The following is a 19,448-nucleotide window of genomic DNA, read 5'->3' as shown; positions in this document are numbered from 1 at the left end:
ACATCGATTTGCAGTTTCTCACAGGATTGATTGGGAAATACGGATATGCTGTATTATTTTTCTCCCTTATGGCAGAGCTCCTCGGCCTTCCATTGCCGGGAGACTTTCTCCTCGGATATGCAGGCGTGCTGGTCTATGAGGACAAGCTGAATTGGATCCTGAGCATCCTTCTGTCAGGTGCCGGCGGCTGTTTAGGGATGACGCTTTCATATTGGACAGGATATAAACTGGGTACCCCTTTTTTACACAAATACGGCCGCCGCATTCATTTCGGTCCCGAACAGCTCGAAAAAACGTCCCGCTGGTTTGAAACGTACGGAAACAAACTGTTGCTGTTTGCCTATTTCATCCCGGGCGTCCGCCATATTACCGGCTATTTTTCAGGCATTACGCAAATCCCTTTTCGTACATATATGCTATTTTCCTATTGCGGCGCTTTTCTTTGGACAGGGACGTTTATTTTTCTTGGGAACATACTGGGGCCGAAATGGGATCAGTTCCATGCATCCATCAAGAAATACCTTTTGATCGGAGGCGTGATCGCCGTTCTCATTCTGATCGCACTGTACTTTCTAAGGGCTTACAAAGCACAGATGAAAAAATGGATCATCAAAGGAATCGGCAAAGGAGCTCTCCGCTTTCACTCCCTCCGCAGATTAAGGCTGCTGATCGCCTGCATTGCCATTCTGTTTCTCGGTTTTGCCCTGTTTATGACGAACTTGACAGAAGGCTATTTAAACAACGAATTGCAGCAATTCGATCATGTTGTGATGACGTTGGTTCCATTACTATTTAACGAGCGCTGGGCGTATTGGATGGCGTGTTTCGGCTTTTTGGCATCCGTATATGTACTGATCCCCCTGATCGTTTTAACCCTTTTATGGATTGTGTGGAAAGGAAAGGAGCGGAGGATTGAAGTGTTTTTCTTATTCTTCACGGCAGTCGGCGGAGAAATCTACGAGGAGGGAATCAGGCGCATCTTTCAGCATCTTCACCCGGTACACCCTCCGTTATCAAAGCATGTCCTGTACCCATTTCCGAGCGAGCAAACATTAACGGCTTTTGTGTTGTTTGGTTTTTCAGCCTACCTTCTGGTCCGGCACTCCAAAAAAGCGCAGCTGCATACACTCGCCTTTCTGTGCTTTGCCATCATTTTAGTTCTGATCGGCTTAAGCCGTATTTATTTGCGGCAGCAGCTCCCAAGCGACGTCATCGCCGGCTATGCGTTCGGCGGCGTCTGGTTAAGCCTGAATGTCCTCGTTATGGAGCTTTTTCGGTTTTCGCGGAGGTTTGGGAGGTTGAAACGCGTGCGGTGATCGCAGGCGGAAATAACGGATACGGCTCGGATTTATAGTATTATCTTGATCCGGTTTAATTACAGGCTTAAGCAAATGCTAAAAACAACTTTAAAAAAAGTAAGAGTACAGCCGAAACTGTACTCTTCTAAAGATATTTTTTTATTTAAACCAAGCTTTATTTAGATTATTCACAAAATTATCCTGATTAAAAGGAACATTTGCCGCACCAAATTTTGTCGTATTTAATGCGTCTCTCGCAGCAGGGGTTAAATCTTCCCATCCGATTAACGGCTGCATCCCGCCTTTTGCGCTATCAACAAACAAGCTGTGGTTTAATGGCGCTTGAGGTGCATCATATCTAATTTTAGGATGATCGCCTTCCATGATCACACTATTTGGAGTTGGGGTTACCTTTTCAAATTTTCCGTGCCCTGAATATGCAATTGACAGAACTTTCGGATTTTGATTCGCAGGGTTGTCAATCCAAACGACAATGGCTTCCCAATCGTGTCTATGGCCTAACCCAGGAAGCGGGGAATCTTTAGGAAAATACCAAGCATACATAATGGCCCATACCCCATTATGCCACGCAGAACGGGAATATACTTGTCCGGTGCTTTTGCTGCAATGTCCTTCAGGCGCACCGGTCGGCTCCAGTCCTCCGCTTGTGTTCCCCTGTGCATCTACTGCAGGAAATGGCACACATCCGTGAGCAACCTTCAAATACGGCTGAAAACGTTTCGCTGCTTTTTGCGTTACAGTTGTAGGCGTTACTTCCTTAAAGCCAACAATTTCATCATGATTTTTAACTGCAGCGTCAGCTGTCGGCACAAAAATGACAGAAGCAAAAAACGCCAAACATATTAAACATATCAATTTTTTCACTTTTTCAGCTTCCTCTCAATATTTTTTTGCGGAATTTTCTTGAAATATCGTTTATAATAAAGAAATACACATTGAACGTTTGCGAAAAAACAGTTATGGATTGGTTATTATGGCACCATCATTGTTCTTTTCGTAAGCGTTTTTTCATTGCCTCCTTCATATTAATTTGTCATGCAGGATCAGATAAACACCCTTGTTTTTCTCTTCTTTCCCCTCCTTTCTTTGAGCTTAGTATACAAATTTTTCAGCAGGCAACAATGATCCAAAACGATTATCTTCAGATCAATCTAAACTACCAAAATGAGAGGCGCGATCCGCTTCCTTACGATATGATAGATCAATGATAACAGGACTTTTTTAACGATGTTTTTGACTGGTTTTGTCGTACAGCTTGCTTCATATAAAGAAAAGAAACAGAATTAGATTGGAGGGTAAGAACGAAAAGGAGGTCATATGATGGATGAAGATAGACTCTAGAATTATAGAAAAGGCCGCTTATATTCTATCCCTCGTATTTGTGCTGGTTTGGGCGGCGACACCTGAATCCGTTCAAGTCATATTTAAATTTGCATCTTATACCATGCTTAGTCTCGGATTCTTCATGTCCGGATATTTAGATAGAAAAGAGAAAAACCCTATACTGCTTGTTATTGCTTGGGTTGTAATTACTGTCAATATTTTTTAGAAAAACACCGGCATTACCGGTGTTTTTTTGCGGTTCTTTTGATTTTCTAATGACCTCATTAGCGGAAAAGGAAAGCCGTATTATTATGCCATACCAATCAACAAGAAAGCGGTCGAAGTTTAAACTAAAGGAAGGTTACATGATCTTCCGTACACTATCGTAGCATTATCTTATAGAAGCAGGGGAAAACTTAAAAGTGAAACCGTCGGGTATTTTGATCAATTTAAATCCTAAGTACATTGGTATCGACCATTGAAAAAAGGGTTTGCCAACAATTCGCCAACAACTCAGTAATCTGGCCGATTTTAAGAAAAACAATAAAAAAGGAACCCTTGATAAATCAAGGGTTCCCGAGATGGAGCATAGCGGGCTCGAACCGCTGACCTCTACACTGCCAGTGTAGCGCTCTCCCAGCTGAGCTAATGCCCCGTTTATTTGAGACATGATTTATTATAGAGGGTATTTTGAATAAAAGCAAGTGCTTTTTTGACTCAGCCGGGGAAAAGATGTTCTCGAAAGATCATCCGGACATTATTTGCTGATGATATGATTGACACCCGCGATCACAATATCTCTCATGATTTCTGTATAATCATTGTAATCATCGTTTTGGCTGATGAGAATGTCAAACACGTCCTTCATCTTGCCGTCTATCATAAGAGTCAATCCTTCGACTTCCTGTCCCGTTTCTCCATTTTCGAATGTTTCTCTCAGAATCGTTATTTTATCAGCCATGCTGCCGCATCTCCTTCATGTTTGTCATGGGTGGTTGCCGATGACAATATTTTCATCGCTTTCTCTATCATACCATTGATGGTGTTTTCATGTCTTCTTTCTTTTTTTCTGCATCGCAACCAAAAGAAAACGCTGACCACGGGTCTGGCGTTTTCCTTAGTTGTATAGGTGAACCGCTCTTCATTTTTTCACACAAAATTGAAGAAACCTTTCACATAAATCAAAAATGTCCTCTTTTCGAGCCAAGGCGTTGATCCACTCTTCCGGAATGCCGTCCATACAATGATGCATGCCTGCCATCGTTCCTGTTAAAAATGAGATTGTGTCTGTGTCCTTGCCCAAGTTGACAGCTGAGAGTACGGCCTCCGCATAATCATCATGGTTGAGAAAACACCACAGAGCCGCTTCCAAAGAATGAACGACATAGCCGTCAGAAAAGATGTCTTTTTTCTGAAGATCCGGCAGCTCGCGGCTGATGATTCTTTCATAAGCCTCATATTCATCTTCGTATTCCGTTCCCGCCAAATGCCTTACACACAGATCCACTGCTTTCCGATATGCATCGGAAGGTGTATCATCGTAAAATAATCTGATCAAAAACTCTATATAAAAAATGCATCCGAGCGTTGAACGAGGATGGCGGTGCGTTATCAGCGCCCAGCGCTCGACCTCAGTTTTCCTCTTTGAAAAATCAGGCTCGCTGCATAACGTAAAAGCCAACGGGGCGATTCGCATCAATGCTCCGTTTCCGTTGTCAAACTCGGTCTTTCCGCCGCATTCATCGATTGAAGCGCCCCGCTGAAAACGCTCAATCGCCTCATCGGCCGCTCTCCCGATATCAAACATGCGGCCATAAGGCGTCCAATACCCTTCACGATAGGCCAAGAACTTTTTCATCAATCCGATTTCAGCTTGTCCCTCAATCAAATTCTCCATCAAACACAGCGTTAGCGAAGTATCATCAGACCAGGTTCCAGGCGACTGGTTGTAAGTCCCGTAGCCGGTCATTTCTTGTATATTACACAGACTCCTGGCTTTAAATTCGACCGGAACTCCCAACGCGTCGCCGATGATTCCGCCGAGGATGGTTGGGAGGATTTTTTGTTTTAGAGAAATACAAAGTCGGTTATTTTCATCTATCAATTATTGCATACTAACCTCCCATTTTTAAAGTTTCAATTAGAATATACCAGAAACGCATGGATACTTTTTACCATCCATGCGTTTAAATTTTCTTCTCTTTTAATCAAGTGTATAAGGAATTTCTGTATGGGCATTTTAATTTCTCAAGCTTTATCATATTACGAAAGAAAAGTGTTTACATCCCTTTCAGAAAATTCATTTGCTATACCTTCAGACTCTAATAATTTGATTACTTCATTTTCAAAAATATAAAGCATAAATATCTTTTTGAATGCTATAAATAAGGCTCTTTGATTCTTTATTGAAATTGTGGAATGAATGACATTACCATTACTATTCACAAAAGAAATAATTGAATGATCTTCATCTACTTTCGTCATCATAATCGCTTTACTCTTTATTTCTGATTGCCTTAATACAAAAAATGAAGAAGGAATCCCAAATAAAGACATTGCTTTTAAAAGTTTATTATCATCAAATTTTGGTCCACCTATATCCAGCTCTTCATGATCCCTCATAAAAGCCTGAATCTTATTTAAAAAATAAAATGAAGATAATCTATCCAAAAAGAAATATTTCACACCTTCAACTTCCTCATTAAATTCTTTAATTGTTTTCAAATATGGATTATTTTCTCTTTCACACACAAACAAACCATAAATCCATTTATCTGTCCTTTTTTCTAACCTATGATAGTTTTCATAGGGCGGTACATCTTCTTTAATACCACTATCCTGTAATGAGACTGGCTTTCCTATACGATTTAAAAGAGTACATGCTTGTTTAATATCCACGAGTGTTTCACCTACTTTATTCAATTTCTCGTATATAACCAAATTTCAATAAATTTTCAACAGTAGCTTCAAATGTTTCGCCTGTGTCAAAATCAACAATTTTTGTATTGCCTGTATAGTATTGAATACCTCCTCCAGGTCTATCAAACCAAGGAGCAATTTTGCCGCCTTCAACTTCAAATTCCTCTAATATCTCATATTTATGATATGGTGCATCATCACTATGTAAAGCTAGAGCCCTTTGTTCGTAAGGAATGCCGGCAGGAGATACAAATGTTCCGTTTGGATTACCATATCTATCAATGATTGTGCCTTGTTCTAATTTCATTTTCATCGGCTCGCCCTCAAACCCATTGTGTGGCGGCCAATTAATATCCCCCGTCTCTTGATTGTAGTATTTAGGGTTATCATATACCTCTTTATATTTTAAATATTTCTCCTTGCTTGGAGGATATGCCCATCCTTCTAACTTTGCTTTATCTGCTTTACTGATTTCCTTAACGGATTTGCCGGAACCTTTTTCAATCCCCTTCTCAACCCGCTGAATCGACTCCTGTATCTTCGCTTTCGAAGCTTTATGAGCATCGTTAACATGCCCAGAGAAATCGGAGCCTTTCCGTGCAAGGGTGCCTCCGGCTCCTACTTCCGATCCCCGGGCAATGTCGCTCAAGGCGTCTGCGCTTTTTGCGAATTGTTTCTTTGAAAAGCCTCGTCATTAAGTGCCATGGACTTTTAGTCTGCTAATCTGCTTGTAGTTAAAATTCCAAGAAAACACATAGATTTTTTTCATGTGGCTTCTAGACTGCCGTACGTACCGTAAACAATATTACCTTTAAATTGTCATTAAATTAATCTTATCAAGTTACTGCTGTTGCATGAAATAAGAGAACTGGCAAGGCAGATAACAAATTGACTCCTACTCTATCACCTTTGATTTTGAGAAAGTATTTTTAAACGTTTCTAATATATTCTCCTTCAATCGTGAACTTCTTTTTTCGTTTAATCTAAAACGGATAATACTTGTATAAATAAAAACCTTGACTAGCTTTTCTAATCAAGGTTTTACTCATTAAAAGGTTAGATCGTTTTTCAAGTATTGTTGTTCCTTTTTTAAAAAGATATTAAATAAATTAATCAATCTAGCGACATTTTCCTCTGGTGAATGCAATGATGGATTATAGCCATCTTTAGGGGTTAAATAATTGATGAAGCTTTCCATGTCTTCTGGATAATCCATATCAGCATACACTTCAGCAACCTTATTTAGTAATCCCTCAAAATCATCCTGATGTATTTTTTTAAAATGTATCAGAATAGCAAATCTCCATTTTCTTTTTTCATATTGCCAAACATCAGATTCCGGAAATATGTCATCAACATCTGACTCTTTTAATATGTTCTCTAACTTTCTTTCGTAATCATTATCACTTTCTCCCCAAGCGAGTTGAATTATATCATTATTATTAGAATCTGGATGAGCAGTTAAAAACTCAACTGCATAATTAGTTATGTCATCTTGTTCGATTAAGCCAAGCCTTACTCCTACATAAAGCGTTTTCCAATCATAATTTATATTATTTTGCTTTAAAATAGTCATTGAATAACTCATATAATCACCTTAACTTATGGTCTTTGATTTGGATAACCTGTGATTACTCCATTTGGAATAAATCTCCTGTGTGTAACTCCTTTAGTAGGATCGACAATCCACTCGAATATTCCATCTTGGTCTTTAACAGTTGTTATTCTTTCCTTAATCCTTAAATCTTTATTGTAAACGTCTTTATAATCGTAATACTTCATTCCGCCTTCAATTTGATATAACTCTCTTTTTATTCCGTCACCACCAACGATCTCAAATTCAGTAGCATACTGAGTGTAATTGTCTATTATATCATTAAATCCATGCTGACCGTCGGGTTTTTTCAAAGCACTTCCGGAACGTGTAGTGTCGAGTACTGGATGACGGATATTTTCCCCACCCTTCCCAGTCTCAATCCCCTTCTCAACCCGCTGAATCGACTCCTGTATCTTCGCTTTCGAAGCTTGATGAGCATCATTAACATGCCCGTAAAAATCAGTGCCTTTCCGTGCAAGAGTACCTCCGGCTCCTACTTCCGATCCCCGGGCGATGTCGCTCAAGGCGTCTGCGCTTTTTGCGAATTGTTTTTTGATGGCGTAGCCTGCGTCGTTGAGTTTGTCCTGGGCTTTCAGGCTGTTGACCCTCATGCGGTTTGACCAGGTGTTCTTGCTTTCTTTAAGAGATTGTACCACATTTTTCGCTTTGCCTGCGGCTGCTATTTCGCCGATTGTTGCAGTACTTTTGAAGGCTTTTCCGGCTAAACCGGCGGCCGGAAGCATGTCAAGTGCGCCGAACGCGCCTCTTTCAAAGCGTTCGCCAGTGTTTAGCTCGCGTTTCGTCATCCAGTCTTTTCCTGTGGCTGCGCTTGTGATTTGGGCTGTTCCGTATGCGCCTGCTGCGACAATGCCTGCCGGCGCGCAAAAGACGGTGAGGACGATAATGCCTCCGCCGATGATCAGATCCCGCCACAGTTCCTGACTCTTTTGGACGTCGCTGACCGATTCGTACTCAAAGCCGCGGGCGGAAAAGATCGCCTTCGAATAGTCTTCATAGTTTAAATCAATGTCGGGATTTTGTTCTTTAAACGCTTTATATTCTTCGCTCAGCACATGATCAAACGCTGCCGCGTCTTTGAAAATATCGTTTACGGTGATTTCTTCTTTATCTTGCTGGACGGCCGTCTTGTTCATGCCGTAGCCGACATAGGTCGTTTCTTTGGAGCCGATGCGGTTTTTCGTTTTGTAGTTGTGGATTGACATGCCTTCCATCTTGTCTGCAAAAGCGTCGAGCTTTTTGTAAAAAGGATTGTCGATGTGGTCTTCTACTAAGGTGCCTGCTTTCAGGCAGAAATCAGACAGTTTTTGATAATCGCTAAACAGCTCATCGATTTTGCTTTTTTGGCTTGAATGGCTGAAGCTGATGCTGCCGTCGCTGTCTTTGTCATTGATTTTTGATTCGATGTCTTCCAGGAGGTCATTGAGCTGCAAAAGGCCCGATTTCGCTCCGCCCCCGTACTTTCCTCCCGTTAGTGTATCAAGGCCGTCTTTCATGCCTTGCCAGTCTTCGGGACTGTATTTTACATCCATCAGGTGAACACCTCTCTATTTCTGGATCGTGTAGAGTTTTTGGAGCTCTTTATCTGTTTCATACATTTTTTCCATCGCATAGTTGACAATTTGAGCGGCCATCGAATAATTATCAAACAGCTCCATCGTTTTTCCGAGTATCTCCGGATAGCTTTTCATCGTTTTCATGGCTTGTCCGGCTTTATAAAAATGGGTATCTGTGAGCTTTTTGATTTCGGGCTGAACCCCTTCCGCATAGAGGTTACAAATGGTTTGCAGTTTATTTGCAATGGTGATCATTTCTTCAAACTGAAGCTGGATGTTTGTACCTCCGCCTCCTGCTCCGCCTTCGGCATTCATATCATCGCCCTCCCTGCTCTGAAGTTAATGTGCAGCGCGTCATAAATCCGGTTGTTCATTATATAAAGGCTGACCCATTCATAACGGTCCTGCAGCGGATCGATGCAGATAAAGTCTTCGCCCTTTGTGAAGTACAAATTTGTCGTCTGAAATCCGGGGTTTGTCAAGCTTGGAACTGAAGCAAGGTTGAACGTTTCCACAGCGAGAATCTCTTTTTTGTCCAAATCCATTTCCCGAACTTCCGCTTTTTCTTCCGGATTCATCGGTTTTGTCAAGAAAGCGCGGTCTTTTTCACTTGGTCTTCTTCTTAAAAATGACACGTTAGAAATGATCGACAAATAGACTTCTCGTTTTTCCAGATAGTCAAATGTGTATTCTTTGCCTTTGTTTATTTCAGTCAGGACGAGCACGCGTTCCTCATCCTCCGGAAGAAAAGCGCACAAAACGTTATTAAAGCGGACGTATTCTTTGCTTTCTTGATAGCGTTTCAGCATTTCCGTTAAGAAATAAGCGGCACGCGTCAGCTTGCCTTCTACTGTCAGGATTCCTTTTTTGATCAGGCTGTTTTTTGCTTCTGTTGCACAATCAGGCTCGATCAGAGCGAGCTGTTCACGCTCCGGAAGGCCGAAGATGTAGTTCACCCCGGCCGCTCCCGCCAGCACATAGAGCTCTGCCGCCGTCAGCGCATCTATTTTCACCTGCATGTCGTTCCTCCTCATAGATTTTGTATTTCTTTCACTTCGCTGAGCTTTGAAAAATCGCTGATGTTTTTCTCCAGTGCATCCAGTGCGGAGGTATGCTCTTTCAATGCGTCTTTCATATCTGCATTCAAATCGATTATCAGTTCAAGATAGCTTAAAAATGCATCACGGGTTTTCCCGCTCCATTTTCCGCTCTCGATAAACGCTTTTAACTCTTTCGCCTGACTCAGCGAGTCGCTGACATGCTTTTCGATTGCCTTTGCATGGGAAAGAGCCTTACTCGTTTCATTTAGTGAAATGTCAACAGTCTGTCCGCCTACTTTCGATTCAGCGGCGCTGTAGCCGTAATTGTAATAGCCATATCCGTCCATGATTCGGCTGCCCCTCCTCTATGCTTTTTTTTCTTCAGCTTCCGCTTTTGCCTTGTAATGCTCCCATTTGCTTTTGGCCTTCGTCTTTGCCTGCTGAATATCGTCCAGCATGTCGTCGAAATGTGTGATCAGCGTCTTTAGTTCGGCATCCTTTATATGACGCGTATCCTCGAATTCGTGAGAAGGAATTTTCATGTCCGGGAGGTTGCTTGTTTGATATGAATTCTTTGCCGATTTGACCTCTGATAGTTTTGATTTGACATCGCTTTCCTTATCAGATAAATAGTCATATAGATTTTTGTACTGATCGCGCTTCCGTTCATACTCTGTATAAGAAATATGAAAAAAGTTACCTACTGAATCCCAAAATCCTTCGCTCACACACAGCGGCTCCTTTCCATTCTCCTAGTCAATACAAACTATTTTCCTCTCGTGGATGAATTTGTAATAGGGCTAATATGTTAATGTTACAGGAAGGTTCCGGACGAATGAATAGGTGAAATGGATCGTTTTTTGGAGAGAGGACAGGGGGTGCATAAGCCGTAAGTCTTATTAGAAAGGAAAAATACAGGTATTTTTATCCTGTCTTTTTCGGCATTCCAGACACAAATCTTTAACATTTAAAACAGAGGAAATCTTTCACGCAGCGTTTAATAATTACAAATGTATCCAAATATTCAAAGGAGTGTTTAAAATGAAGTTAAAACAAGCGGGCGTTTCCCTTCTGTCTGCTTCAGCACTTGCCCTTTCGATCGGCGGTGCAGCTTCCGCCGCGGAGCAGGCGCCTTCAAAACCGCTGCAAGTGTCAAATGTTAAACTGATGGGAATCGAAACGGTCGGGGAGTGGAACAAATCGATTTCAACCACCGGCGGAGAAGTCATCCTGGATACGGTCCTCTACAAGTACAATACGGTCATGTCGATCAGCGGCTATCAGGAGGCGCAAGGGACGGCTGCACGAGTCAGATATCAAATCCGCGAAAGAGTCAACAGCAGCGAAGTGGGTCCTGTTTTGGGCTTTATTGACGTCACAAATGTGAACGGCTATTTCTCAAGGGAGTTCGCCACCAATATTTTGACGGCGGGCAAAACGTATGTGCTCCAGGCGGTCAATAACACATCCGCGCCTGTGTCTTTAAAAGGCAATGCAGTAGTGTATTACGACTAATCCGTTATCCGCGTGTTGCTTAAGCTGCTTCAGCATCCCCTTCTGAGGCAGCTCTTTTCAAAAAATTTGTGTATAATAAACTGTATCATAGAAGCCAAGGAGATGACCCATGAACAGCAAAAAAGGATGTATCAAATGCGGCAGTACAGATGCAGGACAAAAAGAAATCGCAACGACCGGGACCGGCTTGTCTAAATTGTTTGATGTCCAGCACAACCGTTTTCTCGTCGTGTATTGCAAAAACTGCGGTTATTCGGAGCTTTATAATAAAGAATCATCCAAAGCCGGAAACATTATCGACTTATTCTTTGGATGATTAGAAAGGATGAATCGGCATGATGGAAAAGTACGGCTTATTTATTGCTGTATTCATTTTCGCTTTATGCGTCCATTCAAATATCATCTTGGAAAATCCTCTGCTTCAAACGGCCGTCAAAACGGTATCTTTAGTTGTGATGGTCGCTGCGGGTGTTGGAGCGTTTGCCAAAAGCCTGAAGCAGCCGTCATAAGGCGGGAGATTCGCTTATCCCCCGCTTTGTGATTCCACGATCTGCTTTATCCATTCCTTCACATCGATGATCCGCTTGTATTTTGGCTTTGAATCGATTCCGGAGATGATCATGGATACGAGCGAATCCTGCTCGTGGAGGGCTCCGTGGCTCGCGCCGCCGATGTGCGTCGGTGACCCCTCGCCGATGAATTCGCAGCCTGGCTTTGCGCTGACGATCAAATAGTCGCCTTCATGTGAAAAACATGAGCTGTACAGCCTTGCCAAAGCATCCGGAAATTTCCCGTAAGCTACGCTTGTCTCTGCAACCGTCAAATCGAGCAATTTGCCGTCGCCTTCCAATGTCCACGATTGCCTGTATTCGTCCGTTCTATCGCCCCCCTGCTTGAATATCAGCTTTCCATCCCGTCCGCCTGATATCACCTCTACGGCATTCTCTTCATTTTTCCAGGCGATGATGTCGATTCTTTCGTCTTTTTTAAGCTGTTCGGCAACCTGTTGCAGCGGCAGCTTTTTTTGATCCAGCGTGTAGATGAACGCCATCCGTTCATTCACGGCCAGAACGATTTCATCATCAGATGTCACGCCTTTTTTCAGCTTTACGATTCGGTAGCGATCCAAAAGACCCCTTAAGTCAATCAGCGCTTCTTGTTTCTTTTCGCTGATCCACGATTGGCCGTTGTCCCCCAACACGATCCAGATGTTTTGCTTTAGCGCGTCTTCCCATGACCGAAAGCTGTTCAAAATCTTTTGTACATGCCTGTCGGCTTTTGCGATTCCTTTTACGTCGTTTCTCCCGTTTTTATGTACATGCTGGTCAAGGTCGGGAAAATATGCGAGAACGAGCGGAGGGACTTGATTTAATCGGATCAGGTGGCTCAATTCGTTCGCTGAAAAGCGGTCATTGAATCCGAATTTTTTCAAAAGGGAAAGGTTTCCCGGATTTATTTTTGAAAAACCTCCGTAAGAAAACAGCTGCGGTGCATTGATTTTCACGGTATGATTCAGCCCCGTCACCCAGGAAGCAAGTACGGGAACATGCAGATAGCCGTCCCTGCTTCCCCTGTGAATGAGCGCATTGATCGAGCATGTTTCAATGCCGTTTTCGGCAAGCTCTTCATGAATCGTTTTCACCTGCTGATTCAAGTGCGTCTGGTTCAAATTATAGAAGATGTCGCGAGATGATTGTTTGATGCCCAGCTTGATCAGCTCGCGGATATGGCTGCCGTAGTTGATGATCCGGTTTTCTTTCTTGTTGAACCAGACGAGGGCCGGCACCTTGTGGCGGTCGCTGTATACGCCCGTTAACAGCGAGCTGTCGACGGTGACGGACATTGTCGGAAACGGGCTGATGACATTCGGTTCATAATGGCCGTTTTCTAGCAAAAATTTCATGGCTGGAGCCTGTCCGCTATTAATCGCCCGGCTGAGGGGCTCGTGCATAAGCGAATCGATCAGCAGCATGATAACAGATTTCTTATTGTCTTCCGCTTTCATAACCCTTATCTCCTTTCTCTCGCAGCCATTCTATCTATTTGGCCGCCGTCATGATCTTTTCCAGTATTTCCTCGACGTCCCGTTCAGACGTTTCGTGCATGTATCGGCTGATGTTTAAGGAATGGCGGATGGTTCCGTCTCTCGAGCTTAAAAAGGATAGCAGCTGTTTTTCAATCGGTTCATCTTTTCCCTTTTTCAGCTCCATGACAAGCCTTTTTTTCTTGAGAATGTTCAGGTTCATTTCCTCCTGACCAGGCAGCGCATCATAAATGAAAACCGGCAGCCTTTTTTCAATGCATTCGCTGATTGTCACGCCCCCCGGTTTTGTAATGATTCCCGAGGCCTGCTCGTATAATCGGTTCATTTCGGCTTTGCTTTCGATATAAGGCAGCGGTTTGATGAAAGGATCGTTTGCCCTTTTCACATAGCGGTAGAGCTTTTCGTTTTTTCCGCATAATATGTGGTATACGGCACGCCCTTTAGGCGAGAGCTCCCTCACCAGTTTAAAAATGCCGCCTACTCCCATGCTTCCTCCGGTTATGAGAATGTTGTAGTGCGGTTGCGTTCCCTCTTCTTCCATAAACGCCGCAGCCGTCTTGTACGAATGGTGGATCGGAATGCCGGTTAAAAAGATTTTTCCTTCATCAACTCCTTCAGATATGAGCTGGTCTTTTATGTCTTTGATCGGCGCAAAATGATAATCGATATGTTCCCTTCCCCATATTCGGTTGACGAAAAAGTCCGTATAGACATTCACAACGATCAGCCCGGGATATTGGACTTTTAGCCGATTGAGCAAATAGGAAGGCAGCGCATGCGTGCAAAATACAATATCGGGTTTTTTTTCGGCAATGATCTTCTGCATGTTCTTTAAAAACATCAGCTCATATATGTAATGGCGTTTCTTCGGGCGATGATTCCCGCACGCCAGAAGATGATAGACGGCGCTGTACACTTTCGGGAAATATTGGATCCACTTCAAGTATGCTGAGGAGGACATCCGTTCGACGCGACCGTATGCGTATGAAAAAATATCGATTTTTTCGCATTGGTGCCCTTGGATGCCAGGATTTGTATGAAGCGAATCGGCAACGTGGTGATGGCCGGTCGAAATGCTGAGAAAAGGAAAAATCAGAATCGTTGTCATCTCTATCCTCCATGAAATTGTTTTCCATTTATATTTTTCAAATAATCAAGGCAAAATATAAGTGCATTTTCTGAAATAAAAGGAAGGTGACGACTTGAGAAGCTGTTTTTTGTCAATTTGGAGCGTGATTGACCCTTTTTATTATTTTTTTTCAAGACTGACGCTCATCGATAAAAGCCAATCAAACATTTTTCGCGTCCGCTTAACGAAATACAAAGGGATAGATGTGGTATTAAGCGATGGAACGGTGATTAAAAAGAATGATGTTCTGATTAAAATTCATCTGCATAATATTAAACTGATCAAGGAGATGCAACATATTGAGAGCGCTGTCAGAAGAGGCATTCTCATTTATCAAAAGACGTGTATTTCAATGCCGGCATTGGCGGAATATGTCAACAACCATCGGAAATCGGATCAAATTAAAGGCATTATCGGCATTACGACGCTGCATAAAGGCGTGGAGAGACTCGGTTTCGAAGCCGTTGAGCCTGCAAATCGGTTTTACCGGTTTTTTAAAAAGCTGACGCAAATCCCGATTTTATATTTAACGACTTCTCAATTTTCTTTCCGCGGCATTCCCCCTTCCCGCTATTTGTTTATCTCTAAAGAAAAGCTGTTCAATTCCTATCTGCATAAATAAAAAAGAGACTGATACTCCAGCCTCTTTTTTTATGAAATATGGTGGAACGTCACTTCAGGACGGCTGCCAATGCGGATATTCGCCCCGGTCTGGCCCAGCCCTTCACTGATGTAAAACGGTTTGTTATGAAGATAGTGAAGCCCTTTGATCATGTTCATGCGGACGAGCTTTCCCATTTTGACAAGGTGATAAGGCTTCGGCCAATGGATCTGTCCGCCGTGAAAATGTCCTGATAGAAGATAGTCAAAATGAAAATCCTTCATCTCGAGGACAACGTTTGGATCATGCGTCAGTACGAGACGGTAGCCATCCTTTACCCCTTTGTAGGAGTCGGTTATATTGCTTCTGTTCGTACTGTAATCATCGATGCCGATAATGTTCAGCGTCTCGCCGCCGACTTGAACGGAGACATTTTTGTTTTGAAGGGTGATACACCCGTTTTCCTCCAATACGCGTTTCAGCTTTTCGAAGTGTTCGCCTTTCAGGATATAGTCGTGATTTCCGAATACGGCGTACATGCCATAGGCGGGTTTGAGCTCCTGAAGAGCTTTCAAGTAGTTTGCGAGTTTAGGAATATTTCTTTTTCGGTCGAGAAAATCGCCGGTTAACGCGATAAGATCGACTTGTTTTTTCTTTGCAAGGTCAAGAATCTGTTTCGGTGAAATCGAAATGTTTTCTAAATGAAGATCTGACAGATGAAGAATGTTGAGCTTCTTCTTGAAAGTGTCGCCTTTCGCACGATCGACAGATATGGTGTTGACTTTCACATCTTTCGTATTGTGATTTGCTTTATATAAAAAAGGAACGAATCCTATGAACAACAATAAAAAAACAACAGCAAAAAACATTTCAATATCTCCTCCCTCCTACCAGTATAGTAAGTCAGGAGGCTGTTTGACAGTGGGAAATATTAGGATGTAAATCTATTGACCTATATAAAAACCGATTTCGTCAGCGAAATCGGTTTTGCATGCGAAGAAAGCCTGCCGCATCAGCGTTCTTCTTACAGCCTGACACGGAATGATCTTCCACCTCTTACAGAAATAAAGCAAATAATACGATCCCTAAAATGATCCGATAGATGGCAAACGGAACAAGCTTAATTTTGTTGATCAATTTAAGGAAAAAACGGACGACAAACAGAGCAACAATAAAAGCGCTGATAAACCCGGCGATAAAAAACGGCAGAAGATCCGTGCTGAGATATTCCCAGTTTTTGACCAATGACAGCAGGCTTGCCCCCGCCATGATCGGCATCGCCATAATAAACGTAAAATCTGAGGCCGCCCTGTGGTTTAATCCGAAGATGACGCCGCCGGAAATCGTCGAGCCTGACCTTGAAAAGCCCGGCCAAAGGGCGAGACATTGGAAGAGTCCGATGCCGAACGCCTGTTTATAGGTGATCCGGTCGACTGAATCTGTGGCAGGTTTTCTTTTGTTGATCCAGTCGGCGGCAAGCATCAGCACGGCCCCTGCGATCAGGCCGAACGCCACCGTCTTGACGGAGTACAGGTGCTCGTCAATATAATCTTCGAATAAAAATCCTAATACCGCCGCGGGAACGAGTCCGACCGCGATTTGGGCGATCGTCAGGCGGCTGCCTTCTTTTTGGGCTTCCGTTATGTTTTTCTTCATTCCAAGCAGATTCAGAATCCTGTCTTTAAACACGATGGCGACGGCCAGAATCGAGCCGAGCTGAATGACGACTTTAAAGGTATTCGCCGCTTCCGGAGTCAAGATCTCCTTTGACTTCAGCCAGAGATCATCGACGATGATCATATGGCCCGTAGAAGAAACGGGCGCATATTCCGTCAAACCTTCAACGATTCCTAAAATGACTGCAACAATGATATCCCAAATGTTCATAAGTCCTTCCCTTCGCTTGACACGCTTCTTTGTGCCGAAATTTTTAAAACTTGTCTCTTATAGGCATTTATATATGTTTGAACGGCGTTTATGCCGATGAATTATGCGTTGTTCTCGTTCGTTTTTTCATAAAGGTCTGAACGCTGTTTAAACCAGTCAAACAAATGCGTGATCACCACTTTGATGACGGCATATCCCGGAATGGCTAGGATCACGCCGATGACGCCGAACAGCTTGGCTGACGTCAAAAGCACGAAAATGATCGTGACTGGATGGATGTGCAGATTTTTTCCCATAATCTGCGGAGAAATGAATTTCCCTTCAAACAGCTGGACAACGGTCCAGACGATGATCAGTTTCACGAGCATGAACGGAGATGTGACCAAAGCGATAATAATCGCCGGCGTAATTGCGATCGTCGGGCCCAAATACGGGACGATGCTCGTACAGGCAGCAACAAGCGCAAGGAGTGAAGCATAATCAAGGCCGATAATCAAATAACCGATGAACAACAGGCATCCGATGCAGAAGCTGACAATGATCTGTCCCCTGATATAGGAGCTCAGGCGGTGATTCATTTCGGACATGACGACATACGTCTGCTCCCGCAGACGGGTCGGGACAAATTTTAAGATAAACAGCGGCAGCTTTTTGCCGTCTTTTAATAAGTAAAACAGGATAAACGGTACCGTCACAATGGAAATCACGATTTCCGTCACGGCGCCGATGAAGGTTCCGACGCCTGTAAAAGTACTGTTTAATATCGTGCTCGCCTGATCGGATACTTTGCTGGCCAAATCCGTCAAGTTGATGTTCAGCGTTTGCTGGGCCTGGTTGAAAAACTGGCTTCCGATCAGCTGTTTCATTTGGTCTTCGACAATATGGACATACCTTGGAAAATTGTCGACAAGGCTCGTGATCTGTTCTTTCAAAAGCGGAATCACCGAAACGATCGAGATCGTAATAAGCCCGATGATCACGATATACAGAAGAAGGATCGAATAAATCCTTTTTACCTTTTTCCGTTCCAGAAAATCGACGATCGGATTCAGCAGATAATAGGCGACACCCGTCAGCACAACGGGCAGGCCGACCGTTTCAACCAAAACGATAAAAGGGGTGAAAATAAAAGACGCTTTCGTAAATACTAAGATGTTCAAACCGATCAGCAGCAGGACGAGCAAAAACAGTACGAATTTGTTGTCTAAAAAGAACTGTTTAAACCTGCCGCCCCACATATGTAAAGAGTTCATGGCGATCCTCCATTATATTTGATCTTTTTTATAAATTGTACACTATTCCTCCTATACTGAAAAATAAAATCCGTATGTATTTTGGTCTTTTTTTCCGCTTTTACCTTTATACATATACGACAGCGCTTTTTCATTTTTGCCGCTCCCTTTGCCCGCGCTTGTCCCGGCATTTACGGTATAATATGAAGTATAACCATGCGAAAGGGAGAGATTTGATATGGTACGGTTTGGGGTTATCGGAACCAATTGGATTACAGACCGCTTTCTTGAAGCTGCCGGAATGGCGGACGGTTTTCAGTTCACCTCCGTGTATTCCAGGTCTGAGGAGCGCGGCCGGGCGTTCGCCCAAAAATACGGCGTTACGGCGGTTTTTACAGATGCAGAAGAGATGGCGAAAAGCGATCTGATTGACGCTGTCTATATCGCAAGTCCTAATTCTTTACATAAAGAACAAGCGATCATGTTCATGGAAAACGGAAAGCACGTGTTATGCGAAAAGCCGCTGGCATCCAATATGAAAGAAGCCGAAGCAATGGTGAAAACCGCAAAGATCCAAAAAGTCGCTTTTATGGAAGCGATGAAAACGACATTTCTGCCAAACTTTACAAACATCATCAGCCATTTGCCGCGAATCGGAAAGATCCGCCGCTTTACAGCCAGCTATTGCCAATATTCTTCACGGTATGACGCGTATAAAAGCGGAACCGTGTTAAATGCGTTTAACCCCGCTTTTTCAAACGGCTCGCTGATGGATATCGGCGTTTATTGCGTCCATCCGGCAGTTGTCCTGTTCGGAAAGCCGCTTGAAGTCAAAGCGAATGGTCTGATTCTCGAGTCAGGCGCCGACGGGGAAGGGACGATTCTGTTAACATATCCGGAGCATGAAGCCGTTCTGATGCATTCGAAAATATCCAATTCCTTCATGCCGGCCGAAATTCAAGGGGAAGACGGGTCAATCGTCATCGATAAGATTCACCGCCCTGAAAAAGTCGAAATCCGCTACCGCGACGGAAGAGTCGAAGATATTACGGTTCCGGACGAAAAACCGGCCATGTTTTACGAAATTGAGGAGTTCATCACTCTAATCAAACAGGGACGGCTTGAATCCCGGCTGAATACGTTCGAACGCTCCCTTGACACGTTATCCGTCATGGATGAAGCACGGAAACAGATCGGCCTCGTTTTCCCCGCCGATCAAGCATGATCAGCCTGAAGAAAAGGCTGCCGGAATGAACTGCACCCCAATT

The 19,448-nt window shown here is 43.3% G+C and carries 23 protein-coding genes and 1 tRNA gene; 7 read left to right on the top strand and 17 right to left on the bottom strand.

Translation table 11 applies throughout. From position 1 onward, the window contains the following. The first annotated feature begins 8 nt into the window (after positions 1-8). The gene (locus V7126_RS17295) at positions 9-1,316 is read left to right on the top strand and encodes a bifunctional DedA family/phosphatase PAP2 family protein (protein ID WP_335497933.1); all 1,308 of its coding nucleotides are present in this window, start codon (positions 9-11) and stop codon (positions 1,314-1,316) included. Positions 1,317-1,457: 141 nt separating this feature from the next. Here the strand turns inward: V7126_RS17295 and V7126_RS17290 are convergent, their stop codons facing one another. Beyond that, a complete protein-coding gene (locus tag V7126_RS17290; RefSeq protein WP_175077079.1) occupies positions 1,458-2,183 on the bottom strand; it encodes an NPP1 family protein in 726 nt (241 codons plus the stop codon). 460 nt (positions 2,184-2,643) lie between these two features. Between V7126_RS17290 and V7126_RS17285 the strand changes: the two genes are divergently transcribed. Beyond that, entirely contained in the window at positions 2,644-2,868 is a 225-nt protein-coding gene (locus V7126_RS17285) for a hypothetical protein (protein WP_335497929.1), read from the top strand. Between the two features lie 356 nt (positions 2,869-3,224). Here the strand turns inward: V7126_RS17285 and V7126_RS17280 are convergent. The 11 genes from V7126_RS17280 to V7126_RS17230 all read right to left on the bottom strand — a co-directional run bounded on the left by V7126_RS17280 (position 3,225) and on the right by V7126_RS17230 (position 10,500). Beyond that, a tRNA-Ala gene (locus V7126_RS17280) sits at positions 3,225-3,297 on the bottom strand. A gap of 102 nt (positions 3,298-3,399) precedes the next feature. Then, positions 3,400-3,603, bottom strand: a complete 204-nt coding sequence (locus tag V7126_RS17275; RefSeq protein ID WP_006640628.1) for a hypothetical protein — start codon at positions 3,601-3,603, stop codon at positions 3,400-3,402. Positions 3,604-3,783: 180 nt separating this feature from the next. After that, on the bottom strand, positions 3,784-4,746 hold the full coding sequence (locus V7126_RS17270; protein ID WP_335497924.1) for an ADP-ribosylglycohydrolase family protein: 963 nt from the start codon (positions 4,744-4,746) through the stop codon (positions 3,784-3,786). Between the two features lie 158 nt (positions 4,747-4,904). Continuing rightward, positions 4,905-5,540, bottom strand: coding sequence for a hypothetical protein (locus tag V7126_RS17265; RefSeq protein WP_335497923.1), 636 nt, complete (start codon positions 5,538-5,540; stop codon positions 4,905-4,907). 16 nt (positions 5,541-5,556) lie between these two features. Beyond that, entirely contained in the window at positions 5,557-6,210 is a 654-nt protein-coding gene (locus tag V7126_RS17260; protein WP_335497921.1) for a glycohydrolase toxin TNT-related protein, read from the bottom strand. 399 nt (positions 6,211-6,609) lie between these two features. Then, on the bottom strand, positions 6,610-7,137 hold the full coding sequence (locus V7126_RS17255) for a DUF2247 family protein (protein ID WP_231947382.1): 528 nt from the start codon (positions 7,135-7,137) through the stop codon (positions 6,610-6,612). Positions 7,138-7,163: 26 nt separating this feature from the next. After that, entirely contained in the window at positions 7,164-8,708 is a 1,545-nt protein-coding gene (locus tag V7126_RS17250) for a hypothetical protein (protein ID WP_167543087.1), read from the bottom strand. 15 nt (positions 8,709-8,723) lie between these two features. Then, complete coding sequence (locus V7126_RS17245) at positions 8,724-9,047, bottom strand: hypothetical protein (RefSeq protein WP_046131336.1); 324 nt, start codon at positions 9,045-9,047, stop codon at positions 8,724-8,726. Then, positions 9,044-9,751, bottom strand: a complete 708-nt coding sequence (locus tag V7126_RS17240) for a DUF5081 family protein (protein ID WP_046131335.1) — start codon at positions 9,749-9,751, stop codon at positions 9,044-9,046. Before V7126_RS17240 ends, V7126_RS17245 begins: the two co-directional genes overlap by 4 nt. Positions 9,752-9,762: 11 nt before the next feature. After that, on the bottom strand, positions 9,763-10,119 hold the full coding sequence (locus tag V7126_RS17235; RefSeq protein ID WP_216899535.1) for a WXG100 family type VII secretion target: 357 nt from the start codon (positions 10,117-10,119) through the stop codon (positions 9,763-9,765). An 18-nt stretch (positions 10,120-10,137) separates the two neighbouring features. Further along, positions 10,138-10,500 (bottom strand): hypothetical protein, encoded by a 363-nt coding sequence (locus V7126_RS17230; protein ID WP_216899537.1) that lies wholly within the window; start codon positions 10,498-10,500, stop codon positions 10,138-10,140. 313 nt (positions 10,501-10,813) lie between these two features. Between V7126_RS17230 and V7126_RS17225 the strand changes: the two genes are divergently transcribed. The 3 genes from V7126_RS17225 to V7126_RS17215 all read left to right on the top strand — a co-directional run bounded on the left by V7126_RS17225 (position 10,814) and on the right by V7126_RS17215 (position 11,796). Beyond that, positions 10,814-11,287 carry a hypothetical protein gene (locus V7126_RS17225; protein WP_216899540.1) on the top strand — a complete coding sequence of 158 codons (474 nt, stop codon included), beginning with the start codon at positions 10,814-10,816 and terminating at the stop codon, positions 11,285-11,287. Between the two features lie 109 nt (positions 11,288-11,396). Next, entirely contained in the window at positions 11,397-11,603 is a 207-nt protein-coding gene (locus V7126_RS17220; RefSeq protein WP_216899542.1) for a zinc ribbon domain-containing protein, read from the top strand. Positions 11,604-11,622: 19 nt separating this feature from the next. Next, positions 11,623-11,796 (top strand): hypothetical protein, encoded by a 174-nt coding sequence (locus V7126_RS17215; protein ID WP_164918174.1) that lies wholly within the window; start codon positions 11,623-11,625, stop codon positions 11,794-11,796. 14 nt (positions 11,797-11,810) lie between these two features. On the opposite strand, the gene V7126_RS17210 is transcribed toward V7126_RS17215, so the two are convergent. Both V7126_RS17210 and V7126_RS17205 read right to left on the bottom strand, forming a co-directional pair. Continuing rightward, positions 11,811-13,292, bottom strand: coding sequence for an alkaline phosphatase family protein (locus V7126_RS17210; protein WP_175077091.1), 1,482 nt, complete (start codon positions 13,290-13,292; stop codon positions 11,811-11,813). 34 nt (positions 13,293-13,326) lie between these two features. After that, positions 13,327-14,439, bottom strand: coding sequence for an MGDG synthase family glycosyltransferase (locus V7126_RS17205; protein ID WP_175077092.1), 1,113 nt, complete (start codon positions 14,437-14,439; stop codon positions 13,327-13,329). Positions 14,440-14,533: 94 nt separating this feature from the next. Here V7126_RS17205 and V7126_RS17200 point away from each other — a divergent pair, with 94 nt between their 5' ends. Further along, entirely contained in the window at positions 14,534-15,082 is a 549-nt protein-coding gene (locus V7126_RS17200) for a YkoP family protein (RefSeq protein ID WP_046131329.1), read from the top strand. 29 nt (positions 15,083-15,111) lie between these two features. Here the strand turns inward: V7126_RS17200 and V7126_RS17195 are convergent, their stop codons facing one another. The 3 genes from V7126_RS17195 to V7126_RS17185 form a co-directional block, all read right to left on the bottom strand. Beyond that, positions 15,112-15,930 carry a metallophosphoesterase gene (locus V7126_RS17195; protein WP_046131328.1) on the bottom strand — a complete coding sequence of 273 codons (819 nt, stop codon included), beginning with the start codon at positions 15,928-15,930 and terminating at the stop codon, positions 15,112-15,114. Positions 15,931-16,117: 187 nt separating this feature from the next. Next, entirely contained in the window at positions 16,118-16,948 is an 831-nt protein-coding gene (locus tag V7126_RS17190) for an undecaprenyl-diphosphate phosphatase (protein WP_335497911.1), read from the bottom strand. Between the two features lie 101 nt (positions 16,949-17,049). Further along, positions 17,050-18,201, bottom strand: coding sequence for an AI-2E family transporter (locus V7126_RS17185; protein WP_175077093.1), 1,152 nt, complete (start codon positions 18,199-18,201; stop codon positions 17,050-17,052). Between the two features lie 217 nt (positions 18,202-18,418). On the opposite strand from V7126_RS17185, the gene V7126_RS17180 reads away from it, so the two are divergent. Further along, on the top strand, positions 18,419-19,405 hold the full coding sequence (locus V7126_RS17180; protein ID WP_046131325.1) for a Gfo/Idh/MocA family protein: 987 nt from the start codon (positions 18,419-18,421) through the stop codon (positions 19,403-19,405). Positions 19,406-19,448: the final 43 nt, after the last annotated feature.

The sequence above is a fragment of the Bacillus sp. JJ675 genome, assembly GCF_036963165.1.
Lineage (GTDB): Bacteria > Bacillota > Bacilli > Bacillales > Bacillaceae > Bacillus > Bacillus glycinifermentans.
This window is presented reverse-complemented; position numbering and strand designations above follow the sequence as displayed.

Bases quoted from the DNA above. Each gene is read 5' to 3' on its own strand.
- V7126_RS17285 (WP_335497929.1), top strand. From the start codon at position 2,644: ATGAAGATAGACTCTAGAATTATAGAAAAGGCCGCTTATATTCTATCC.
- V7126_RS17275 (WP_006640628.1), bottom strand. From the start codon at position 3,603: ATGGCTGATAAAATAACGATTCTGAGAGAAACATTCGAAAATGGAGAA.
- V7126_RS17255 (WP_231947382.1), bottom strand. From the start codon at position 7,137: ATGACTATTTTAAAGCAAAATAATATAAATTATGATTGGAAAACGCTT.
- V7126_RS17250 (WP_167543087.1), bottom strand. From the start codon at position 8,708: ATGGATGTAAAATACAGTCCCGAAGACTGGCAAGGCATGAAAGACGGC.
- V7126_RS17245 (WP_046131336.1), bottom strand. From the start codon at position 9,047: ATGAATGCCGAAGGCGGAGCAGGAGGCGGAGGTACAAACATCCAGCTT.
- V7126_RS17240 (WP_046131335.1), bottom strand. From the start codon at position 9,751: ATGCAGGTGAAAATAGATGCGCTGACGGCGGCAGAGCTCTATGTGCTG.
- V7126_RS17235 (WP_216899535.1), bottom strand. From the start codon at position 10,119: ATGGACGGATATGGCTATTACAATTACGGCTACAGCGCCGCTGAATCG.
- V7126_RS17225 (WP_216899540.1), top strand. From the start codon at position 10,814: ATGAAGTTAAAACAAGCGGGCGTTTCCCTTCTGTCTGCTTCAGCACTT.
- V7126_RS17220 (WP_216899542.1), top strand. From the start codon at position 11,397: ATGAACAGCAAAAAAGGATGTATCAAATGCGGCAGTACAGATGCAGGA.
- V7126_RS17215 (WP_164918174.1), top strand. From the start codon at position 11,623: ATGATGGAAAAGTACGGCTTATTTATTGCTGTATTCATTTTCGCTTTA.
- V7126_RS17210 (WP_175077091.1), bottom strand. From the start codon at position 13,292: ATGAAAGCGGAAGACAATAAGAAATCTGTTATCATGCTGCTGATCGAT.
- V7126_RS17205 (WP_175077092.1), bottom strand. From the start codon at position 14,439: ATGACAACGATTCTGATTTTTCCTTTTCTCAGCATTTCGACCGGCCAT.
- V7126_RS17195 (WP_046131328.1), bottom strand. From the start codon at position 15,930: ATGTTTTTTGCTGTTGTTTTTTTATTGTTGTTCATAGGATTCGTTCCT.
- V7126_RS17190 (WP_335497911.1), bottom strand. From the start codon at position 16,948: ATGAACATTTGGGATATCATTGTTGCAGTCATTTTAGGAATCGTTGAA.
- V7126_RS17185 (WP_175077093.1), bottom strand. From the start codon at position 18,201: ATGAACTCTTTACATATGTGGGGCGGCAGGTTTAAACAGTTCTTTTTA.
- V7126_RS17180 (WP_046131325.1), top strand. From the start codon at position 18,419: ATGGTACGGTTTGGGGTTATCGGAACCAATTGGATTACAGACCGCTTT.